Source organism: Sorangium sp. So ce321 (assembly GCF_051530195.1).
Lineage (GTDB): Bacteria > Myxococcota_A > Polyangia > Polyangiales > Polyangiaceae > Sorangium.
On record NZ_CP150329.1, the window covers coordinates 13,173,511 to 13,194,498 of the forward strand.

The 20,988-nt window shown below is 72.5% G+C and carries 17 protein-coding genes and 1 tRNA gene; 11 read left to right on the forward strand and 7 right to left on the reverse strand.

Annotation, left to right across the window (positions count from 1 at the left end; translation table 11 throughout):
- The first annotated feature begins 67 nt into the window (after nucleotides 1-67).
- On the forward strand, nucleotides 68-3,043 hold the full coding sequence (locus WME89_RS48970) for a carboxypeptidase regulatory-like domain-containing protein (protein WP_438006384.1): 2,976 nt from the start codon (nucleotides 68-70) through the stop codon (nucleotides 3,041-3,043).
- Between the two features lie 88 nt (nucleotides 3,044-3,131).
- Here the strand turns inward: WME89_RS48970 and WME89_RS48975 are convergent, their stop codons facing one another.
- Complete coding sequence (locus tag WME89_RS48975) at nucleotides 3,132-3,524, reverse strand: hypothetical protein (RefSeq protein WP_437621877.1); 393 nt, start codon at nucleotides 3,522-3,524, stop codon at nucleotides 3,132-3,134.
- 215 nt (nucleotides 3,525-3,739) lie between these two features.
- Between WME89_RS48975 and WME89_RS48980 the strand changes: the two genes are divergently transcribed.
- Both WME89_RS48980 and WME89_RS48985 read left to right on the forward strand, forming a co-directional pair.
- Nucleotides 3,740-4,495, forward strand: coding sequence for an HAD family hydrolase (locus tag WME89_RS48980; protein WP_438006385.1), 756 nt, complete (start codon nucleotides 3,740-3,742; stop codon nucleotides 4,493-4,495).
- Entirely contained in the window at nucleotides 4,492-5,805 is a 1,314-nt protein-coding gene (locus WME89_RS48985) for a hypothetical protein (RefSeq protein ID WP_438006386.1), read from the forward strand. The genes WME89_RS48980 and WME89_RS48985 overlap by 4 nt, the downstream gene beginning before the upstream one ends.
- Before the next feature lie 89 nt (nucleotides 5,806-5,894).
- On the opposite strand, the gene WME89_RS48990 is transcribed toward WME89_RS48985, so the two are convergent.
- Nucleotides 5,895-6,338 carry an acyl-CoA thioesterase gene (locus WME89_RS48990; RefSeq protein ID WP_436623359.1) on the reverse strand — a complete coding sequence of 148 codons (444 nt, stop codon included), beginning with the start codon at nucleotides 6,336-6,338 and terminating at the stop codon, nucleotides 5,895-5,897.
- Nucleotides 6,339-6,475: 137 nt separating this feature from the next.
- Here WME89_RS48990 and hpt point away from each other — a divergent pair, with 137 nt between their 5' ends.
- A complete protein-coding gene (gene hpt / locus WME89_RS48995; RefSeq protein WP_061619510.1) occupies nucleotides 6,476-6,997 on the forward strand; it encodes a hypoxanthine phosphoribosyltransferase in 522 nt (173 codons plus the stop codon).
- Nucleotides 6,994-7,317, forward strand: a complete 324-nt coding sequence (locus tag WME89_RS49000) for a tetratricopeptide repeat protein (protein WP_437621881.1) — start codon at nucleotides 6,994-6,996, stop codon at nucleotides 7,315-7,317. The genes hpt and WME89_RS49000 overlap by 4 nt, the downstream gene beginning before the upstream one ends.
- A gap of 33 nt (nucleotides 7,318-7,350) precedes the next feature.
- Here the strand turns inward: WME89_RS49000 and WME89_RS49005 are convergent, their stop codons facing one another.
- The 3 genes from WME89_RS49005 to WME89_RS49015 all read right to left on the reverse strand — a co-directional run bounded on the left by WME89_RS49005 (nucleotide 7,351) and on the right by WME89_RS49015 (nucleotide 10,262).
- Nucleotides 7,351-8,736: a replication-associated recombination protein A gene (locus tag WME89_RS49005; protein WP_438006387.1), complete on the reverse strand. Its 1,386-nt coding sequence runs from the start codon at nucleotides 8,734-8,736 to the stop codon at nucleotides 7,351-7,353.
- Entirely contained in the window at nucleotides 8,733-9,398 is a 666-nt protein-coding gene (locus WME89_RS49010) for a TlpA family protein disulfide reductase (protein ID WP_438006388.1), read from the reverse strand. The genes WME89_RS49005 and WME89_RS49010 overlap by 4 nt, the downstream gene beginning before the upstream one ends.
- Before the next feature lie 165 nt (nucleotides 9,399-9,563).
- The gene (locus tag WME89_RS49015; protein ID WP_438006389.1) at nucleotides 9,564-10,262 is read right to left on the reverse strand and encodes a YggS family pyridoxal phosphate-dependent enzyme; all 699 of its coding nucleotides are present in this window, start codon (nucleotides 10,260-10,262) and stop codon (nucleotides 9,564-9,566) included.
- 219 nt (nucleotides 10,263-10,481) lie between these two features.
- On the opposite strand from WME89_RS49015, the gene WME89_RS49020 reads away from it, so the two are divergent.
- Both WME89_RS49020 and WME89_RS49025 read left to right on the forward strand, forming a co-directional pair.
- Entirely contained in the window at nucleotides 10,482-10,919 is a 438-nt protein-coding gene (locus tag WME89_RS49020; protein WP_438006390.1) for a hypothetical protein, read from the forward strand.
- Nucleotides 10,920-11,075: 156 nt separating this feature from the next.
- On the forward strand, nucleotides 11,076-11,573 hold the full coding sequence (locus tag WME89_RS49025; RefSeq protein ID WP_438006391.1) for a PE family protein: 498 nt from the start codon (nucleotides 11,076-11,078) through the stop codon (nucleotides 11,571-11,573).
- A 279-nt stretch (nucleotides 11,574-11,852) separates the two neighbouring features.
- Here the strand turns inward: WME89_RS49025 and WME89_RS49030 are convergent, their stop codons facing one another.
- Together WME89_RS49030 and WME89_RS49035 are read right to left on the reverse strand one after the other, a co-directional pair.
- The gene (locus WME89_RS49030; protein ID WP_437621887.1) at nucleotides 11,853-12,356 is read right to left on the reverse strand and encodes a cyclic nucleotide-binding domain-containing protein; all 504 of its coding nucleotides are present in this window, start codon (nucleotides 12,354-12,356) and stop codon (nucleotides 11,853-11,855) included.
- A 322-nt stretch (nucleotides 12,357-12,678) separates the two neighbouring features.
- Entirely contained in the window at nucleotides 12,679-13,113 is a 435-nt protein-coding gene (locus WME89_RS49035; protein ID WP_436623367.1) for a GNAT family N-acetyltransferase, read from the reverse strand.
- A gap of 202 nt (nucleotides 13,114-13,315) precedes the next feature.
- Between WME89_RS49035 and rpe the strand changes: the two genes are divergently transcribed.
- The 4 genes from rpe (at nucleotide 13,316) to WME89_RS49055 (ending at nucleotide 20,970) form a co-directional block, all read left to right on the forward strand.
- Nucleotides 13,316-14,029 (forward strand): ribulose-phosphate 3-epimerase, encoded by a 714-nt coding sequence (rpe, locus tag WME89_RS49040; RefSeq protein WP_438006392.1) that lies wholly within the window; start codon nucleotides 13,316-13,318, stop codon nucleotides 14,027-14,029.
- Complete coding sequence (locus WME89_RS49045) at nucleotides 14,026-15,546, forward strand: hypothetical protein (protein ID WP_438006393.1); 1,521 nt, start codon at nucleotides 14,026-14,028, stop codon at nucleotides 15,544-15,546. Before rpe ends, WME89_RS49045 begins: the two co-directional genes overlap by 4 nt.
- 185 nt (nucleotides 15,547-15,731) lie before the next feature.
- A tRNA-Ser gene (locus WME89_RS49050) sits at nucleotides 15,732-15,818 on the forward strand.
- Nucleotides 15,819-16,905: 1,087 nt separating this feature from the next.
- Nucleotides 16,906-20,970, forward strand: coding sequence for an NACHT domain-containing protein (locus WME89_RS49055; protein WP_438006394.1), 4,065 nt, complete (start codon nucleotides 16,906-16,908; stop codon nucleotides 20,968-20,970).
- The last annotated feature ends 18 nt before the right edge of the window (nucleotides 20,971-20,988 follow it).

Consider the following 20,988-nt stretch of genomic DNA (forward strand, 5'->3'; position numbering starts at 1 on the left):
CCCCGCCCGCGGGAACGGCCGCTGGAGGTTCGGCGTTTTCGCGGATCCGGAGTAGAGAATCGAGGCCGTGGCCGAGCAGGAAAAGCAACCCGCAGCGGAAGCCGACCGACCCGAGCGCCGCTCGCGGCTCGATACCGTTCTGGCCGTGATCGCCGCGCTGGTGTGCTTCTTCGCCGCGACGACGCTGCGCGATCTGGGCCCGCGGTACCTGCCGCGGGCGCCGATCCCCGCGCCGCCGGTGCCCGCGTCGGTGGAGGGGCGCGCGGCCGAGCTCACCGCCACCGCGCGCGATGAGCAGGGGCGACCGCTCCAGGATGCCACCGTGCGCGTCTTCGCGATGCGCGAGGACCGCGCCTACTTCGCCGGAGAGCAGAAGACCGATGCGGCGGGCGAGGCGCGCTTCGCCGGGCTGCCGGCCGGCGAGGCCTGGATCATGGCGTACGGCGCCGAGCGGGCCCGCGCCTCGACGCGCGTCGCGCTCGAGCCAGGCCCGCGCGCGGTCGACCTCGTGCTGCGGCCCGCGAAGGTGCTGGAGGTGCTCGTCGTCGACGACGCCGAGCGCCCGATCGACGGCGCCGAGGTCGCTGTCGCGACCGCCGATCCCCTCCCCTTCGTGGCGACCACCGAAGGCGGCGGGCGCGCGCGGTTCGAGCGGCTCGGCGCGGCGCCGTACGTGGTGCGCGCGTCGGCCGTCGGCTTCGAGGACACCGTGCGGACCGGCATCGTGCCCGGGCCGGCGCCGCTCAGGATCCGCATGGGTCGGCTCGGCGCGCTCACCGTCCGGGTGGTGGACGCGGAGGGGCAGCCGGCCGACGGCGCGACGGTGCTCGCCGCCGGCACCGGCCTCTGGCCGGCGCGCAGCACGACCACCGACGCGACCGGCGCCGCGCGGATCGCCGGGCTCCGCGACGGGGTGTACGACCTGAAGGCGCGGCGCGGCGGGGCCGTCAGCGCGACGGCGCTCGCCGTGCCCGTGCGGCGCGGCGAGGGCAAGGAGGTGAAGCTCGTCCTCGGGCCCGGCCGCCACGTGCGGCTGCTCGTGACCGACGGCGACGGCGAGGAAGCGCCGCCCGTGAAGGGCGCGAGCGTCGTGCTCGTCGAGCAGGGCCTGTCGGCGTTCCCGCTGCACGGCCGCACCGGCGACGACGGGTCGGTGACGCTCGGGCCGATCGCGCCGGGGTACGCGATCGCCTCGGCCCTCGCGGCCGGCTTCGTGCCGAGGAACGCCGTGCAGGTCGACGCGGCCGCCACCGAGGCCCGCATCCCGCTGCTCCGCGGCGGCGCGCTCGTGGGCGAGGTCGTCGACGACCGCGGCTACCCGGTCCCGGGCGCGACGATCGAGGTCGTCGGCGCCGACGCCGAGGGGATGCCGATCGACGAGACCACCGCCATGTCCGAGTTCAGGGACGAGCAGTTCGAGCGCGCCCTGCCCGGCCCGGCGCCGCTGATCCCCGCGGGCGAGCTCGGGGTCATGCCCGGCCCGATCCCGGATCTGCCGCGCGGCGACGTCGCCCTCACGGCCGCGCCGGCGCGGTCGGGCGACCCGTGGGTGACGCGCGCCGACGGCACCTTCCGGGCCGAGCCCGTCACCCCGGGGCGCGTCCACGCGATCGTGCGGCACCCGGAGTACGTGGAGACGCTCAGCGAGGTCGTGACGCTGCAGCCGGGCGGCGAGGCCCACGTGCGCGTGGTGATGCGCCAGGGCGGCCTGCTCGAGGGCCGCGTGCTCGAGGAGGACCGCAAGCCGGTCGCCGGCGCGCGCGTCGAGCTGGCCGCCACGGCCGGCTCGCTCGAGCGGGTGACGTACTCCGCGGACGACGGCACCTTCGCCTTCGCCGCGGTCCCCGACGAGGTGCTCGTCTCGGTCTCCCGGCCCGAGTCGCCCGGGGACGTCGTGGCCCGCCTCGTCGTCGAGGTCCCGGAGCGCGAACGCAAGGAGATCGAGGTCGTCCTGCCGAAGGTGCGCGAGGCGGTGGCGATCCACGTGGCCGACGACCGCGGCTACCCGCTCGACCGCGTGGAGGTGCGCGTCCTCTCGCTCGACGTCGCCGTCCCGCTCCGCAAGACGCTCTTCACGGACGACGACGGCGACGCGCTGCTGCCCGACGCCGCCGGCCTGCCGCTCCGGATCAGCCTGGTGCGCTCCGGCAGGGCGCCGCGCGTCGAGCAGGTCGACGCCGCGCCGAAGGAGCTGCGGCTCGAGATGAGCACCGGGCTCCGGGCGACCGGGACCGTGACCGGGCGCGGCGGGCGGGAGCGGCTCGAGGGCGCGCGGATCACGCTGTTCTCGCCGACAGGGCCGCGCCGCGCCTCGAGCGACGCGGAGGGCGCGTTCACGCTCGGCGACCTCGCGCCGGGCCAGTTCCGCGTGACCGTGAGCCGCGACGGGTTCGCGCCGGCGACGCTGCGGGTCACGATCGCCGGCGACGCCGACCGCCCGACGGACCTCGGGCGCATCGACCTGCTCGAGGCGGGCGAGGTCGCGGGCGAGGTCGTCGATCCGCGCGGCGACCCGGTCGCAGGGGCCCGCGTCGCGCGCGACCGGGTGCCGACGTACCTGCCGCTCGGGCTGCTGCCGCCGGGCGTCGTGACCACCGACAGGGACGGGCGGTTCCAGCTCGGCGGCCTGCCCGAGGGCACGGCGGTGGTCGAGGCGTACAGCGCGGAGCTCGGGCGCGCCGAGTCGCAGCCGGTGCAGATCCGCGCCGGCAGGACGACCGATCGGGTCAGGATCGCGCTGCCCGGAGACGGCGCGCGGCAGGACCCGAAGGGCGCGGGGAGCCTGGCCGTGACGCTCGGCGAGGAGCGGCAGACCGTGACCGTCGTGTCGGTGCCGCCGGGGAGCGAGGCGGAGGAGGCGGGCATCGAGCCGGGCGATCGGCTGCTGTCCGTGAACGGCGTCGAGGTGCGCTCCCTCGAGGAAGCGCGGCGGCGCCTCACGGGGCCGCTCTCGGAGGACGTCGTGGTGCTGCTCGCGCGCGACGGGGAGCGCGGCGAGTCGCGGTGGCTCACGCGGGTGCGGAGGGAGCGGGTGCGGCGGTAGGCGGCGGGCGCTGCGCTCGTATCGCCGAGGAGCGCCCGGCCGCGGTGCTGTACCGGCGTGGCGGCGCGGCGACGCGCGCCGCCAGACCTCAGTTCTTCGCCTTGGCCAGCACGATCGCGCGGCCGGCGCCGATGTCCCAGTGCAGCGCCTGATCCGTGGCGAAGCGGAACTGCGCCTCGTCGAGCCCGCCCTCGGGACGGAGGAACGCGACGGTCACCTGGTCGCCGTCCGACTTGGTCACCTTGAACGTTCCGCTGCGGGGCGTCTCCGCGGGCAAGGTCACCGTCACCTTGCTGCCGTTGAACTCGATCGCCGTCCCCTTCACCCACCCGGTCGCCTTCGTGAGCTGATCCACGGGGGCGTTCTCGATCGCGTCGCCATACCAGCGCCCCTGCAGGCGATCGCGAGGGGTCTTCGAGCAGCCCGCCACAGCGGTCAGGGCCATCGACAGGGCCAGAGCGGTCTTGATGCGGTTCTGCATGGGCCTTCCTTCGGGACCTCGAGGGTCCCGGATGTGGAAAATGCTACGAAGAACGGAAGGGCTTGGCCAACAATGTAGGATGTTTCGGTACACTTACCCATCCGGCGGGCGCGGCGAGAGGGTGGACGCCGCGGCGCCTTCTGGGGCGGGCGAGTTCGCGCTACGGTTCGGCCGGGAGCCGCGCGGAAGGCGCGCTCCCGCGCGGCGCGAGGACCTTGAGCACGCTGTTCCATGAAAAGCGCCTCGTCCCCCTCCAGCGGACGCGGCTCCTGAACTCCATCGTCGAGCGCGCGGCCGACCGGTCGGAGGGGCCGCCCGTGATCGTCTTCGATCTCGACGGCACCCTCATGGACAACCGGCCGCGGGTGGTCGCGATCCTCCACGAGCTCGCCGAGGAGTGGCGCCGCAAGCACCCGCACGCCGCGGCGCTCCTCGAGCGCGCGTCGCCCGAGGGCATCGTGTACGGGTTCCAGGACAACCTGCGCCGGCTCGGCGTCGACGACGAGTCGCTCCACCTGCACGCCTTCGAGTTCTGGAAGGCCCGCTTCTTCAACGATCCGCACATCCGGCACGACATCGAGGTGCCCGGCGCGAGCCAGTACGCGCGCGAGTGCCACGCCGCGGGCGCGACCCTCGTGTACCTCACCGGGCGCGACCTGCCGAACATGGCGCTCGGCTCGTTCGCGAGCCTGCGCGACCTCGGCTTCCCCATCGGGGTCATCGGCACGGAGCTCGTCGTGAAGCCGAGGTTCGAGATGCCCGACACCGAGTTCAAGCGGAGCGTCGCCCCGCAGCTCTCCCGGCTCGGGCACGTGATCGCGGCGTTCGACAACGAGGCGGCGAACTGCAACCTGCTGGTGGACTTCCACCCCCACGCCGCCGCGGTCTTCCTGGACACGCAGTACGCGCCCGACCCGCCGCCGCTCGATCCGCGGGTGCGGGTGATCCACACGTTCGAGCGGGAGCCATGACCCGCGCGCGCGCCGCCGCCGCCGCCGCCGCCGGAGTGCTGCTCGCCGCCGCCGGGTGCGAGCCGTCGCGGCACCCGCCGGCCGACCTCGTGGAGGCCGGCGCGAGCCCGAACGCGAGGATCCTGCCCGCGCCCCTCGCGAACGAGACGCCGGACCTGATCGACGCCTCCGTCCCCGAGGCCAGCGCGAAGCTCGTGTCCGACGACTACGGCCGGCTCGTGATGTCCGAGGCGAGCCAGCAGTCGCCGCTCCCGCTGCCGCCGGCGACCCCGCTGCCAGAGGACACGCTCTCGCCCCGCGAGCTCCCCGGCATGACGCTCGAGGCGGCCTTCCGCTGGCGCGACGTGCCGCAGCCGCCGAAGGCGCCCGAGGTGGCGACCGCGGGGATCCAGGCGGCGCTGGGGGCCACCGCGCTGACGTGGAAGATCGAGCTCGCGGAGACGGGCCGCATGCGGGTGCAGTTCACGTCGAGGGCGCTCCCGCTGCCCTCCGGCTCCGAGCTGCGCGCGCGCCACGACGTCCACGGCGAGGTCCTGCTCTGGCCGGGCTTGACCCAGTACCGGGTCCTGCCGCCGGGCGCGCTCCGCACGCTGCTCGGCGAGCGGCGCATCGACGTGACGCCGCTGTCGGCGGGCTCGGCGCGCCCGGTGGGCGACGGCAAGCGGCTCGATCTCGACGTGCGGAAGGTCGAGCTGCACGCGAGCCTCGGCGCGCTGTACATCGAGCTCGGCAGGGCGCCGGAGGCCGGCGAGGGCGGTCCCCTGCTCTGCCGGGCGCTGCTCGAGATCCTCGGCGTCGACCCGAAGTCGCCCGAGTGCGTGGTCGGCGAGGTGCCGCTCTACGCGAGCTACGCCTGGCAGGGCGGCGGCGGCTTCAGCTTCGAGGTCACGTCGGCCGCCCGGCGCACCGACCTCGTCTCGACCGACATGCTGATGCCGCCCCCGAGCGCGGCGTACGCCGCCGCGGGGCTCCCGTCGGCGCAGGGCGGCGTCTTCCTGACGCGCGACGAGCTCGCGGCCATCCGGACCGAGGCGCTCCCGCTGCCCGCGAGCGCCGACCCAGGCGCGCCCGGCGAGGGCTTCGTCGCGGTCAACCAGAGCGACGCGCTGTTCTACCTGCTCGTCGACGGCATCCCCGCTGTCGCGGTGCCTCCGATGAGCGAGCGCTACGTGAGCGGCCCGCAGCGCGGGCTTTACGTCGTCCAGTGGCGCACGTTCCTCGGCGAGAGCATCGAGCCGCCGCAGACGGTGGAGATGCCGGCGCGCCTCGTGCGCAGCGCGGCCGACGGGGGCGCGGCGGACGGCGGCTGAGCGGGCGCGGCCGAGGCGGCTGCCGCTGGCTGGCGGAGGTGGCCGAGGCGGCTGCCGCTGGCTGGCGGAGGTGGCCGAGGCGGCTGTCGCTAGCTGGCGGGCGCGATCTCGGGGCTCGACAGGAGCTGGGCGATGTCCTCCGGGATCCGCGTCAGCGTGAGGCTCGATCCGAGGCACGCGAGGAGGATGTCGCCGTCGCAGAGCACGTCCTCGCCCCGGAGGATGCGGTAGCTGAAGCGCGCGGTGACCCGCTGGATCTCGCGGCAGGTCGTCTCGACCACGAGGTGGTCGCCGAACCGCGCCGGTTGCCGGTACTTGATCCGCAGCTCCGCGACGGCGAGGTGGAGGTCGCGCCGCACCATCTCCTCGTAGGAGATCCCGCGGCGCTGCAGCCAGTCGATGCGGCCCGCCTCCAGGTACACGACGTAGTTGGAATGGTGGACGATGCCCATCAGATCCGTCTCGCAGAAGCGGACGGCCAGCGGCATGCGCGAGGTGAGGTGCGGGGGCGCGTCGGGCGGAAGGGGCGGCATGACGGGGGGCCGAGACTAGCCCAGTTCCGGCCAGGCCGCCGACGGAGCGGTCGCCCGACGCGGGGGCGCGGCGCAAGGGGACGAGGGATCCGCCTCGGCGCTGGCCGCGGCGGCGCCGCGATGTTAGCGCCGCCGCCATGGCGAATGTCCGGACGCTCCTGTCCGCCGAGCAGATCGGGGCCCGCGTGCGCGAGCTCGGCGCGCAGATCACCAGGGACTACGCGGAGCGGCGGCTCGTGCTCGTCTCCGTGCTCAAGGGGAGCTTCGTGTTCACCGCCGACATCGCGCGGCACATCGACCTCCCGGTGCGCATCGAGTTCCTCGGCGTGCGCAGCTACGGCGAGGGCACGGACTCGACCGGCGTCGTCCAGATCACCCAGGACCTCACCCGCCCGATCGAGGGCGAGGACATCCTCCTCGTCGAGGACATCGTGGACACGGGCCTCACGATCTCGCACCTGCTCCAGCTCTTCCGCACGAGGATGCCGAGCAGCGTGAAGGTCTGCGCGCTCCTGCACAAGCCGGCGCGCGCGCGGGTCGAGGTGCCCATCGACTATCTGGGCTTCACGATCGAGGACAAGTTCGTCGTCGGCTACGGGCTCGACTGGGCCGAGCGTTACCGGAACCTGCCGTACATCGGCGTTGTGGAGGCGACGTGAGCAAGCGGCTGTTGATGCTCGAGAAGATGACCCAGGGCGGGTCGAAGGATCCCTTCCACTGGTACGCGCTCGCGCTGGAGTACGCGGGGCAAGATCGGCACGACGAAGCGCTCGCGACGTTCAGCGCGCTCCGGGCGATGGACCCGAGCTACGTGCCGATGTACCTGATGTGCGGGACGATGCTGGTGAAGGCAGGCCGCCGCGACGAGGGGCGCGCCTGGCTGAGCGACGGCATCGGCGTCGCGCGCAGCAAGGGAGATCAGCACGCGCTGAGCGAGCTCCAGCAGGCGCTCGCCGGCGCGGGCGACGTCGACGCCTGAGGGCGCAGGGGCGGCCGCGCGGGGCGCCGCGCCTCAGCCGCCCTCGCCCTCGCCGCGGATCCGGCGGAGGCGCTCGCCGATCGTCCGCTCGTAGCCGCGGTCGGTCGGCTCGTAGAACCGGGTGCCCGCGAGCGGCTCGGGCAGGTAGGTCTCGCCCGCCGCGACGCCGCCGGGCTCGTCGTGCGCGTACCGGTAGCCATCGCCGTAGCCCTCGTCGCGCATCAGCCGCGTGACGGCGTTGCGCAGCGTGAGCGGGACGGGGAGCGCGCCGTGCTCGCGCACGGCGGCCTGCGCCGACTGCCAGGCGGACTTGCAGGCGTTGGATTTCGGGGCCGTGGCGAGGTACAGCGCCGCCTGCGTGAGCGGGTAGAGCCCCTCCGGCATCCCCATGCGCCGGAACGCGGCGTCCGATGCGACGGCGACCTCCAGGGCCCGCGGGTCGGCGTTGCCGATGTCCTCGGAGGCGAAGATCATCATCCGGCGCAGCAGGAAGAGCGGGTCGTCGCCGGCCTCGACCATGCGCATCAGCCAGTAGACGGCGGCGTCGGGATCGGAGCCGCGCATCGACTTGATGAAGGCGCTGATGACGTTGTAGTGCTCCTCGCCGGCCTTGTCGTAGAGCAGCGTCTTGTGCTCGCTCGCGCCGGCGATGAGCTCGCGCGTGATCGTGGACGCGCCCGCGCGGCCGGCCTCGTCCGCGGCGATCTCCAGCGTGGTGAGCGCCCTGCGCGCGTCGCCCTGCGCGAGCGCCGCGATGGCCGAGAGGGCGTCGTCGTCGGCGGCGATCGCGCCGGCGAGCCCCGCGGGCGACTCGAGCGCGCGGCGCAGGAGCTCGACGAGCTCCGGGGCGTCGAGGCCCTGGAGCCGGAAGACCTTGCACCGGGAGAGCAGCGGCGCGTTCACCGCGAACGAGGGGTTCTCGGTGGTCGCCCCGATCAGCGTGATGGTCCCGTCCTCGACGTGCGGGAGGAACGCGTCCTGCTGGGCCTTGTTGAAGCGGTGGATCTCGTCGACGAACAGGATGGTCCGCTTGCCCTCGTACGAGCGCGCGGAGCGCGCCTCCGCGAGGATCTCGCGGAGCTCCGGCACGCCGCCCAGCACGGCGTTGAAGGGGACGAAGCGGGCGTTCGTCGTGTGCGCGACGACGCGCGCCAGCGTCGTCTTCCCGGCGCCCGGCGGGCCCCACAGGATCATCGAGGGGATCCGATCGGCCGCGATCGCGCGCGCGAGCAGCTTGCCCTCGCCGAGGAGGTGGCCCTGGCCGAGCATGTCCGCGAGCGAGCGGGGGCGCATGCGCTCGGCGAGGGGCACCGCGGCCCTGAGCTCCGGGTCGCGCTGCCGGGCGGCGTCGAAGAGGGTCGGCTCGTCGCCCGCGGGCCGCCGCCGGGCGCCGCCGCTGCCGCCGCGGGGCGCGCTCATTCGAAGACCGACCCCGCGCGCCGGTAGGATGATGACCGCTCCGAGAGCAGGACGTCCACGGCGCGGCGCGCGCCCTCCGGATCGCGCCCGACCCAGCGCACGGTGCCCGCGCCGTCGACGACGAACGTGAGGGGGACCTGCGCGACGCCGTAGGTCCCGGTGAGCCGCTGATCGAGGTCCGCGACGATGGGGAACGTCGCGCCGAGCTGGTACGCGGCGGCCTCCGCGGCGGCCTCCGAGTCGTCGACGTTCACGCCGATCACGGCCACCCCGTCCGCCTTGCGGTCGCGCCAGAGCCTGTCGAGCGCCGGCATGGTCCGGCTGCACGACGCGCACCACGACGCCCAGAAGTCGATCACGGTGACCCGCGTCCTCCGGGTGCCGGGCACGCCCACCGTGACCGCCGACGTGGACTCGGCGTGAAACTCCGGCGCGGCGCTGCCCACGAGCGGATGGCGCACGGAAGCGGGCATCGCGCCCGGCCCGCACCCGAGCGCGAGCAGCGCGCACGCCGCGGCCCTCGCGGCGGCGCGCGGAAGAAGGGCCGGGCGCCGCCGCGAAGGCCGCGGCAAGGCGGACCGCGCGCCCGCCGCGAGCAGCGCGCCGACGCCGCTGCGGACGCCGATCGAGGAGGGCCTGCTCGCCGCCTTCGCCTTCACCACGCGGGGAGTCTAACGTCCCCGCCACGCCTTGTCCGAGGGGCGCGGGAGGAAAAAGAGCGGTCCGCCAGCGGAATGAGCGGTCGCGACGGCTGGCCGGGGGTCCGGTCCGGGCGGCGAGCGCGCTCTGGGACGCCGCGCGCCGCGCGCCGCGCGGCGCGGACAGCGCTATCCGCGGGCTCCGAAGATCGCGGTGCCGACGCGGACGAGCGTCGCGCCTTCCGCGATGGCCGCCTCGAAGTCGTGCGACATGCCCATCGAGAGCTCCGGCAGCGCCGTCTGGCCGCCGTGCGCGTCGCGCAGGGCGCGCAGCTGCCCGAAGAACGGGAGCACCTCGGACGGGTCCTCGAGGAACGGGGCGATGGTCATCAGGCCGACCGGGCGGAGGTGTGCGCACCGGGCCACGGCGCCGACGAGCGGCGGAAGCTCGCCGGGCGCACAGCCGCCCTTCGAGGCTTCGCCGCCGACGTTCACCTCGAGCAGGACGTCGAGCGTGCGGTTGAGCGCGGCCGCGCGCCGGTCGAGCTCGACGGCGAGCTCCTCGCGGTCGACGGAGTGCACGACGTGCGCGACGCGCGCGACGAGCTTCGCCTTGTTCCTCTGGAGACGGCCGATGGCGTGCCACACGATCCCGTCGAGGTTGGCGAGCTCCTCGGCCTTCTCGACGAGCTCCTGCGCGTAGCTCTCCCCGAAGTCGCGCTGCCCGGCGGCGTAGGCGGCGCGGATGGCCTCGGCGGGCTTCCCCTTGGACACGGCGATGAGCCGGACCTCCTCTGGCCCGCGCCCGGCCCGCGCCGCGGCGCTCGCGATCCGGTGACGCACCTCTTCGAGCCGCGACGCGATGTTCCCCAGGTCTTCCGAAATCACGCCGCACGATACCGCGAGCGGCCGCCGTGGACACGGGAGACCCCCCGGGCACTTGAGCCGGCAGCGCCCCCCGGCGCGGAGGCCGGCGCGGGATCTCGGATCCACTCGTCCGGGCGGCGTGCCAGAGTGTGCCTGAGGACCTCCTCGACAGCGGGGTGATCGCGGCATTTCCAGCGATTTTCGCGTGGCATGTGGCTTGCGACGCTCGGCGCACCTGCCATGCGAAGCCTCCCGTTCCTTACCCTGCTCCTCGCGGTCGGATGCTTCAACCCGCAACCCGAGCCGCCGCTCGACAACACGCCGACCGGCGGCGAGACGGTCACCGGGTCCAGCGGCACGGGTACCGGAGCAGGCGCTGCGGGCGGCAATGTCGCCGTGGGGTCATCCAGCACCGGCGCAGGTGTGGGGGGTGAAAGCAGCACCGGGAGCACCGCGCCTGGCCATGGCGGCGGTGGCGGTGCCGGCGGTGCCGGCGGTGCCGGCGGCAGCGGTGGTGTCGGCGGCGACGGCGCTCAGGGGGGTGGCGGCGCTGGCGGCGAGGGCGCTCAGGGGGGTGGCGGCGCCGGCGGCGAGGGCGCCCAGGGGGGCGGCGGCGCCGGCGGTCAGGGCGGCAGGCCCTGCGGCGACGGAGGCGCTGGAGATGTGGACTGCGGCTGAGCAAGCACGGCGCTCGACCCTGAGGACGTCGGAGCGGGTACGGGGGCAAGAGCGAGCGAAGGCAGACGATCCGTCTCGCTGAACGCCACGCTCCCGCGGACAAGAGCGCTGCGCAAGCGGGCACGCGATGCGCAGGGTGCTATGAGGGGAGAGCTTATGCGCAAGCTTGTCGTCCTTGTGTTCGGGGTGGTGCTCGCGGGCTGTGGCTTCAACCCACAACCCGAGCCTCCCCTCACGGGTATCGGGTGCGCTGATTGCGGAGACCTCGGCGCGAGCGGTGCCGGCGGGGGAAGCTTTGACGGCGACACCGAAGGCGGTGCCGGCGAGGGCGGTGGCGTCAGCCACGGCGAGCCGGACCCGAGCCAACCCGCTGCGACCGGCGCCGGTTCGAGTGGCGCGAGCGGCGGGGGTGCATCCGGCACGAACGGTGACGGCGGAGGCGGCGGTGGCGAGGTCAGCGCAAGCAGCACCGGTGGCACGGGTGGCGCCGACGGCGAAGGTGGGGCCGGCGGCGAAGGTGGGGCTGGCGGCGAAGGTGGGGCCGGCGGCGGGAACGACACCGGCGGCGCTGGCGGCAAGGGGGGCGCTGGCGGCACGGGGGGCGCTGGCGGCGGAGGCGGCGCCGGTGGCGTGATCGGACACGACGGCGACTGAGGTGACGGGCGGGCCAAGGGCCCTCACCTCAGGCACTCAGGTCGCGTGCGGTGCGCCTTGAACGCCCGGTGAGCTGGAGATGGCGTTGTGCCGCCCGGTGAGCCCGGGAGGCGGCGCCGTATTCGCCACGACGTGCCCACGAGACGGCGCCGCGAGCGCTGCCAGCGGCCGCTGCCGCAGGCCCGCTGCTTCGCCGTGCACCGCCGCGCTCGCGCTGGCGCCGCCGCGCTCGCGCTGGCGCCGCCGCGCTCGCGCTGGCGCCGCCGCGCTCGCGCTGGCTCAGATCCCGGGGCGCCGGGGTCGCGTGTACTCGTCGAGCATGTTCGCGACGAGCTCGGCGAGCAGGCTGTCCGCCACGCGGAGCCGGCGCGACATCTCGCGCGCGATGTTCAGCACCAGGAGGGTGTACGACTTGAGATCGCGCCGGTAGAGCGTGTCCAGATCGTGCGCGGTGACCCGCATCAGCCGCGACGGGGAGATCGCGCGGACGGTCGCCGAGCGCGGCATCACGTCGAGGATCGACATCTCGCCGAACCAGTCGCTCGGCCCCAGGACCGCGACCCTCGCCTCGACGTCGCGCTTCGAGCGCTTGAGCACTTCCATCTCCCCCGCGAGCAGCACGAACATCTCGCGGCCGCTGTCACCCTCGCGGAACGCGACGGCCCCGGGCTGCAGCTCCAGCAGCTCCAGCGTGTCGGCGAGACCCTGAAGGACATGGTCGCCCAGGCCGCCGAACAGGCCGATCTCGCGCAGCTGCACGAACAGCTCAGGGTTCCGGCTCACCGGGATGCACCGTGGGCGCCTGCGGCGACCGTCCTGTCGGCCGACCCGACAACGCCTACGAACACCTCGCGAACATGCCTGTCTTCTCGCATCGCTCCACCTCGCGGCCTCGAGCCGATGTAGCCCGTCGAGAGCCTACGCCGCGACACGAGAACGTCAACGCTCGCGCTCGCGACGCGCGCTCGATGTCCCGCCCGATCTCTGGCCGCCGTCTCGCGACGGGCCGCGCGCGGCGCGCGCCCGGTCTGCTCGGGACGCGAGCCCGAGCGCCGCGTCCGCTGCGCACGCGCTCCGGCGTCGATCGCGCTTCGTGCGATCAGCACTAGAGATCCTTCGTGAACACGATCCGCGGACGCCCGGGCCCGGCGTAGTCCTCGACCTCGGCCGCCGACCAGCCGACTGCGGCGTGGAAGCGGACCGAGCCCTCGTTGCCCAGCGTCGTGATCGCCTTGAGCTGCCGGCACGCCTCGCGGCGGCAGTCCTCCTCGAACGCTGCATAGAGCATCCGGCCAACGCCCCGGCGGCGGTAGTCGGGGTGAATGCCGACGAGGTGCACGTACCCGATCGCCGCGTCCGGGCACTTGAACCCGAGCAGGAAGCCGACCAGGAGGCCGTGATCCTCGACGACGCGGGCGAGACGGCCGAGCTCGTAGAAGAAGATCGGGTGCGCAAGGGCGCTGGTCGGGCCTGCCCACCACCGATCGATCTCGCCCACGATCCGGTCGTAGTCGGGCTTCGTCAGCGGCCGTGTCTCCATGCATCACCTCACTCGAGCGGTTCGGAATCGTGCCCTGGATCTGCAGCGTCGGCGCGCAGGACACGCGCGCCTCGCACAGACCTGCGCAGCCTAGCAGCCGCGCCGGCCTCCCCGTAAGCGCGCTCGTGCAGGCGCGGCCAGGTAGGCGCCGCTCGTGGAGGCCCGGCTAGCCGCCGCGCGTCACGCCTGCTAGCGCTAGCATGTGCGTCAGGAAGAGATCATCATCGCTCCGTCGATTTTGTCCGCTGACTTCGGCCGCCTCGCCGACGAAGTGCGGGCAGTCGAGGCCGCTGGCGCCGACTGGATCCACGTCGACGTGATGGATGGACGGTTTGTGCCAAACATCACGATTGGCCCCCTCGTCGTCCGCGCGGTTCGCGCCGCGACGCGTCTTCCGCTCGACGTCCACCTGATGATCGTGGAGCCCGAGCGCTACGTCGCCGAGTTCGCCGCGGCCGGCGCCGATCGGATCTCGGTCCACGTGGAGGCGTCGCCGCACCTGCACCGGACGCTCCAGCAGATCAGGGACGCGGGCGCGCGCCCCGGTGTGGTGCTGAACCCCCACACGTCGGAAGAGTCGATCCGGCACGTGCTGCCGGACCTCGATCTGGTGCTGGTGATGAGCGTCAACCCCGGGTTCGGCGGGCAGCGGTTCATCCCTGGGGCCCTCACGAAGCTGCAGAGCCTGCGGCAGACGATCGATCAGGCGGGCCTCGACATCGCGCTCGAGGTCGACGGCGGGGTCGCGCCGTCGACCTCCGGGCAGGTCATCGCCGCCGGCGCGCGGGCGCTCGTCGCGGGCTCGGCGGTGTTCGGCGCCGTGAAGCCGGGCGAGGAGCTGCCGTTCGAGGCGCGCGTCGCGCGGTATGCGGAGGCGATCCGCGCGATCCGCGCGCCCGCCGGGGAGCAGCTGTGACCGAGCGCGGCGCCGGGGACGAGCGCGGGGTCGGGGACGAGCGCGGGGTCGGGGACGAGCGCGGGGTCGGGGACGAGCGCGGGGTCGGGGACGAGCGCGGGGCGGCGCTCGCGAAGATCGCGGCGCTCGTGGGGGTGGCTGCGCTGGTCGGCTGCGCGCCGCCGGCCGCGCCCACGGCGCCGCCGCGGGCGCAGGCTCCGAGCGCTGCGCGCCCCGCCGCGTCGCCCGCGGCGCCCCCTGTCGAGGGCGCCGGTCCGGCGGGCGACGGCGAGGTCGACGAGGAGGAGGCCCGCCTTACCAAGGAGGAGGTCGCGCGGGTGCTCGCCCGCGTCGCGAAGGCCCGCGGCCTGCCGGTGCTCCGCGACGTGCGGAGCCAGGTGCTCGGCCGCGGCGAGATCCTCCAGCGGGTCCGCGCGCACGTGGAGCGAGAGATCCCGGAGGGCGTGCTCGATCACCAGCGCGAGGCGCTCGCGGCGCTCGAGCTCATCCCGGCCGACTACGACTTCGCCGGCGGGATGTACCGCCTGCTCGAGGGCCGCATCGCGGGCTTCTACGAGCCGGAGGACCAGACGATGTACCTCGTCGACGACCTCAGCGAGACCGAGGCCGACGAGACGCTGGCGCACGAGCTCGTCCACGCGCTCCAGGACCAGAGCTTCTCGCTGGGGAAGCTGCTCCGGTTCAAGGCCGGCGACAGCGACCGCCTGGCCGCCACGCACGCGCTCGTCGAGGGCGAGGCGATGAGCGCGATGTTCGACGTGCTGGTCGGCTCGGCGTTCCAGATGGACGAGGCGACGCTGCGGAAGCTCGTGGCGATGTCGACGGCGCTGTCGTCGGTGGGCGACACGCCGCTGGTGCTGCAGGAGTCGCTGGGCGCGCCGTACACGGACGGCTTCTCGTTCGTTCAGGGGCTGCGCCGGCAGGGCGGCTGGGCCGCCGTGGACGCGGCGTGGCGCGCGCTGCCGGAGACCACCGAGCAGCTGCTGCACCCCGACAAGCTCGCCGCGCGCGAGCCCGCCGTCGAGGTGGCGGTCCCGACGGCCGCCGCGCTCGGGCCAGGGTTCCGCGTCGTCTTCGAGGACGTGATGGGCGAGCAGGCGCTGCGCATCGCGTTCGCGGCGTACGCGCACCGCGACGCGGCCATCAGCGCGGCCGCGGGGTGGGGCGGGGACCGGTTCGCGGTGCTGCAGCGGGACGACGCGCAAGACCCGGCGCGGAGGGAGTTCGCGCTGGCGTGGCGGCTGCGGTTCGACAGCGCGGTCGACGCGGCGGAGGCGGGGAAGGTGATCGAGCGGCGCTTCGGGAAAGCGTGCCAGAGGCGGCCGGCGCTCGGGCCGATCGCGTGGACGGCGCGCGGGAGCGACATGGCGATCGTCGCGGGGCCGTACGCGCGGCGCGGGGGAGGGGAGGCCAGCGCGGCGGGGACGTGCGCGGGGGCGAAGACGTGGCTGGCGGAGGTGATGAAGGGGAGGGCGGGGGCGCCGGCGGGGAAGCAGGCGGCAGGGGGGAAGAAGTAGCGGGGCGGGTGCGTGGAGAAGGGTGAATGAGGACGGGGAGGGAGCGGAGGTCCGGAGAGAGGGGAAGAGGGGTAAGGGGAAGGGACCGCAGCGGTACGCTCTGCAGAGGGGAAGAGCGCGGGCCGCAGGGCGGCGTTGACAGGAGGCCGGAGAACGGGCAGAAAAACTAGTCGTTCTGGATGTTTGGAGGAGTGGCCGAGCGGTCGAAGGCAGCGGTTTTGAAAACCGCCGTTGGGGCAACTCAACCAGGGGTTCGAATCCCTTCTCCTCCGCTGAAATCTGCTGTGAGTTCCGATAATTGCCGCGGTTGAGAAGAGGGACGGGAAGGGGTCAGCCGCGGACAGGACGGGACCCGAGATTTGGCAAACTTTTGGCACGCAGGTCCCTGGTTTCGGATCTGGCTGTGTGAAGTAGCTCACGGTGTGCGCGGCCTGGATTCACGGTCGCCCTGCGGCGCGCTCTCCTCGGTAACCCGTAACCTGGTGACGCATCGAGCAAACGCGTCGTGCTTGGAGCACGGGTCTCCCCGCGCTTTGGCGGCTTCGCTGCGTACTGCCGGCGCACGCACATCCAGCCCAGCTCCGAGCGAGCGACTCGGCGCCGGTCATCAATAACGGGCAGGGGCATCACGAGGACATTCGTTTGTGGAGAACGTGCGCGACCAGTACTTCGCGAAGCACTTGCCCACCGCGAACCTGTAAGTGGCGGTCCCCGTCCGCCGTGGTGAGACAGCGACCGGGACTGGTACGCTGCCGGGCAAGTACTGCGGAGCCCGACCCATGTCCGACCGCACCGACATGCTCGACACCATCAGCGAGCACTTTCGCGAGGGCCTCGCGACGTCCATCGCCTGGCCGCACACGGACGAAGCTCCGAACCTTCATCGAGGGCTTCGGCCACGCCGTAAGCGCCCGCGGGTGAGCCGGGTCGTGGCGCAGCCGTGCCTTCAGGAGCATCTCGCTCGCCCCCTGCATCGCGATCAAGCGCGCCGACCGCGAGCCCGGGGCGTCGTCGGCGCCGTCGTGGAGCTCGACGCGGGCGGTAACGAGAGCGTCGGCCAAGGGCCAACCGCCGCGTCGACGGACCAGGAGCCCCCGTACGCCGCAGGTGCACAGGGTCCGGGCGCACGGCCTGCAGGTCTGGCAGCCTGGGCGGATGTGGCGCAGCATGCTCCCCGCCAGGAGGGCCCCGGGTGGAGCGGAGGGTCGGTCGCGGTGAGCGGCGACGAACGGTTCCTGCGTCAGCGCGAGCATGCGCGGGCCATCAGCGACGAGGATGTGCCCCCCACGGGGCGTCGCGCTGGAGAGGCTGCGCATCTCGCTGCTTCGCAGCGCCGCTCCTGGGGAGTACGTTCAGCCTGTGGGAAGGCGAAAGGCTGAGCTCACGCGCAAGGAACGCTATGCCCGGCTGATCGCGGCCTGGCGCGGCGTGGAGATGCTCGTCGCCCACGCGTTCGAGACCCCCGGGCCGCGCTGGGTGCGTGTGGAAAGCGAGCGCGATCCTGAGTGGGACGACATCGTCGAGGAGCTGGAGGGCGCCGACGGGCAGCGCATCCTTCGTGGCTGGCAGGTGAAGCTGCAGTTCAAGGCATTCGACGCCGAGATGCTCGCCGGGATGCTCCGCCGGCTGCACGTGTCCAGGCGGCTTCACCGCGGCTGCTTCGCGCTCCCCTCCGCCGTCGAGGTGAAAGGGGTTGGGGACCTGTTCGCTCTCCATGAGCTGTGCCGGCGCGCTTCGCAACCCGGTTGCGACCCAAGCGCGCTTGCGACGACCAAGGACGAGAAAGCGTGGTGGCGGTTTCTCGGGAAGGTGGCGAGGCCGCTCGACAAGCGGCTCTCCCTGCTTCGTCGGATGGAGGTGCAGTTCATCCGTGAAGGCGAGATCGAGCTGAATGCCCACCTCTTGCTCAAGCACCTCTTCCACGGCCCGACGGAGCCCATATTCAGGAGCATCGAGTCGTACTTCTGGAGCATCGATGACGCCCGCGTCGTGGACGCGGAGCAGCTCGAGAAGGAAGCGCTGCTCTCGTTCGCCTCCCAGCGCGGGCCGACCCCAGCGACGCTGAGGACGGCCCGCGCTCGATACCTGACGGAAGTCCAGAAGGACGATGAAAGGCGCACGCCCCTGGCTCGCTTGCGGACAGCAGTCCGCGTCCCCCTCCACGAGGTTCGGGTTCCGTTTCGACAGCTGAGCGGGCCGATCGATCACGGCGCGAGGCGGTCGCTGCGGGCATGGCTTCAGGTCCTCCATGGCAACGAACGGACGCTGGTGGTCTTCGGCGAGGTGGGCAGCGGAAAGACCGAGCTCCTGGCGCTGACCGCCGCGGAGCTGGCAGCCGATGCCGAAGCCGGCCACGACCAGCCGATCCCGTTGCTCGTCGATGCACGCACGCTCATCGCCGGAGATCTTGAGCACGCGGCCCGGACACGCTGGCCGACCGTCTCGGAGTCTGTCATTCGCCTGCTCGAAGCGCCGAAGATCCGTTGGATCGTCCTCCTCGATGGCCTTGATGAGGCCGGTCCTCGCGGGCTGGACGCGGCGAGCGCTCTCCAGCGCAGCCTCGGCGATCGGCTCCATGCGCTCGCCATCACAACGCGCCCGTCCCTTCGGCCGTCGCTCCCGGGCGCCCTCGAGGTCTGGCTTCCGCCCTGGACCAACGAAGAGACAGCGCAGTTTCTCGTGCGGTGGCAAGACCATGATCCGGAGGCTGTCGCCGCCCTTCGTCGGTCGCCCCACCGAGGGTCGTTGGCCACGCTTTGCGCGAACCCGCTCACTGCGACCTTCTGCCTCCTCGTGGCGCGCCATGAGCCCGAAGCGCTCCGGAGTCGGGCCAGCGTCTACCATGCCATTGTCAAGTATCTGTTCGACGCCTGGGCCCAGGCGCGAGCAGAGTTGACCGGCAGAGCCAGCATCCGATTCCGCTCTGTCGCCCCGGTGCTCCGCCGTCTGGCGCTCGAAGTCGTTCGCCGGGAGCGCTCCACGATCCCACGGCAGGATGTTGCAGCCCTCCTGCGCCGCGAAGCGCCGGATGAGGAGTGGACTGTGAAAGAGGCGCTGGAGCTCGACCTCGGCGTCCTCGTGTACACCCCGGACGATTCGTACGAGTTCTCGATCCGCGGTCTGGCCGAGCACCTCGCCGGTCAGCAGCTCCTCGAGGCTGGCGTCTCGGCCGTCGCGGCTGCGGCGCTGGAGCCGTGGTCCGAGGAGGTGTGCCGGCAGGCGATCGGATGGGCGGCTCTGACGGAGCGAGGCCTTGCGATCAGTATCCTCGAGGCGCTCCTTCGAGACGAGAAGACGGATAACCTCGTCTTCACCAATGTCCACCTGCGTCAGGTGCTGGTGGCGACGCAGGCGGCCGCCGATCTCGGCGAGGAAGCTGAACCCATCGTCGAGAAGCTCAGCAGCGCATGTCTGCGAAGGCTGCTCGACGAGACGTCGCTCTGGGTCGGAGACCGCGTGGCCAAGGCCACGGCCGAGCTCATGCTGGCCGGAACGCGGTGCTGGGAGCCGCTCGAGCAGACTTGCATCAAGCTGGCCTGTGACGACCGGCCTGGCCGCGCGGCCTGGTACAAGGCGCAGGGGTGGGATAATCCCGCTGTATGGATCGACCTGCTCCATGAGCGTGACCCGGAGGTGCGCCGCGTGGCGGTAGAGCGGCTCGCGACATGGGTTAATGAACCCGACGTTCGACGGCACCTGGTTCGCGAGACACTGGATGACGGATTTGATATCATCAACTCTACGCCAGCGCTCGCGGCGGCACAGGCGCTGCGGCTCGCCCGCCGGGACGATCACTTCGTCGAGCAACGGCAGCAGCTTCTCCGACATCTTAAGCGCGGTGGGCAGCTCGGCGCCTGCGCCGCGGCCGTCGCGCTGCTCCCGGAGGAGGCGGATCCGGTGCTGTTGGCCGCGGCACTCCGAGAGGGATCCGCCGGGCACATCTTTCCGCCCGTAATCGCCGAGGAGCTGGCCCGCGGCGAGGCCGGGCGGAGCGCGCTCCAGCGCGTATGGCCGGACTGGACGGAGTACGCAGCGAAGTGGCGGCCGGCATGTTATCCCGAGCCGTCGAGCCCGGGTGAAGGGCGACGGCCCGCGTCTGAGCCGGTGCGCAATCGCCTGATCAGGGCCGTCGCGCCGGCGCTGCGTGGTGCGAACGTCGTCCAGCGCGTGCTCGACGCCAATCTCTTCGCCGCCCCGGATGCCGTGTGTGAGCTGGCCCAAGATTATCCAGAAGTCATCTTGCCGTTGCTGAAGCTTCCGTCCAACCATCAGATTCCACTGCTGTCTCCCGCGGCGCAGAATACCCTCGGCTGTGCGGCGCTCATCCACTCTACCCTACGCGATCAGCTTCTCGACCTGTGGGAGTCGATCGGCCCGCGAAGCGGCATAAATGACCATCGCATGGTAGTACGACAGCGCTACCCGGGACACGCGCTCGAACCGCTCATTCGTCAGAACGACGCCGGCGCCATCAAGGCATACAGCGAGTGGCTGCCGAACGCTCCAGATCTGGTGATCCCGAGACCGGATCCAATCCCGCTACCGCCAGAGATCCTCGCGCCAGCGCCCATCCGGATGGCCGCGCGGGCTCATGTCGACTTCGTCTGGGGTTACGCGACCAAGGGCATCGTCGACGGGACGACAGGAAAGCGCTCGTTCCTGATGTCGACGACGGCGGGAGCCACGCTCCATTGCCTATGGCCGGTCTGGCACGAAGATACATCGTTGAGATCTGAGCTCCACGCCTGGATCCTAGATAGCGATGTCAACCGCTTCACCGCTGCGCTCCATGCGTTGGAAGGGCTGATCTTGCCAGCTTCGACGCAAGATCTCATTGTCCAAGGAATCGATGGGCAGATAAAGGCACATGGACGCCAGGGTGGTTCTCTGGTCACGTTCGTTCTACCTCATGTGCTGCGGTTCGCATATCGCACCGGCCTAACCGCCAGGTTGGCGGATCTGCTGAGGCGGCTCATCGAATTCCGGACTCCTGTCACTTGCCATGCGGCAGCGGTCTTGGTACAGCAGCTCGGCCATGAGGAGGCCGCTCGCATCTCGCAGACTGTAGCGGAGGGACCCTGGCTGGCCTGGCAGATCGAGATGATCGACACCCCCCTCTTGCGCCGGATGGTCGAGCTCGCCCCGGATGCATGGGCCAGCGCGCTGGAGCGTGCGATCTGCGCTTCCCGAGCACCGCTCATGGGGTTGTTGCTCCCCTTCCTCGACGGCCTTACGCCCGCAGTCAAGGGCCGTGTTCTCCTCGCCTGGGCAGGTTCCTTGGGGGCGATGGAGCTTCCTTGGTCTTCGGAGGGGCGTTACATTGGCCTTCCCGTGCGACCGGCGGATCGGGTGCGCCAGCTCCTGTTTGATCACGGCCTCGATCGCGAGGCCACAGTTGACGCTCCCGGGGCAAACTCTGCATGAGCGCCGCGGCGGCTCGCT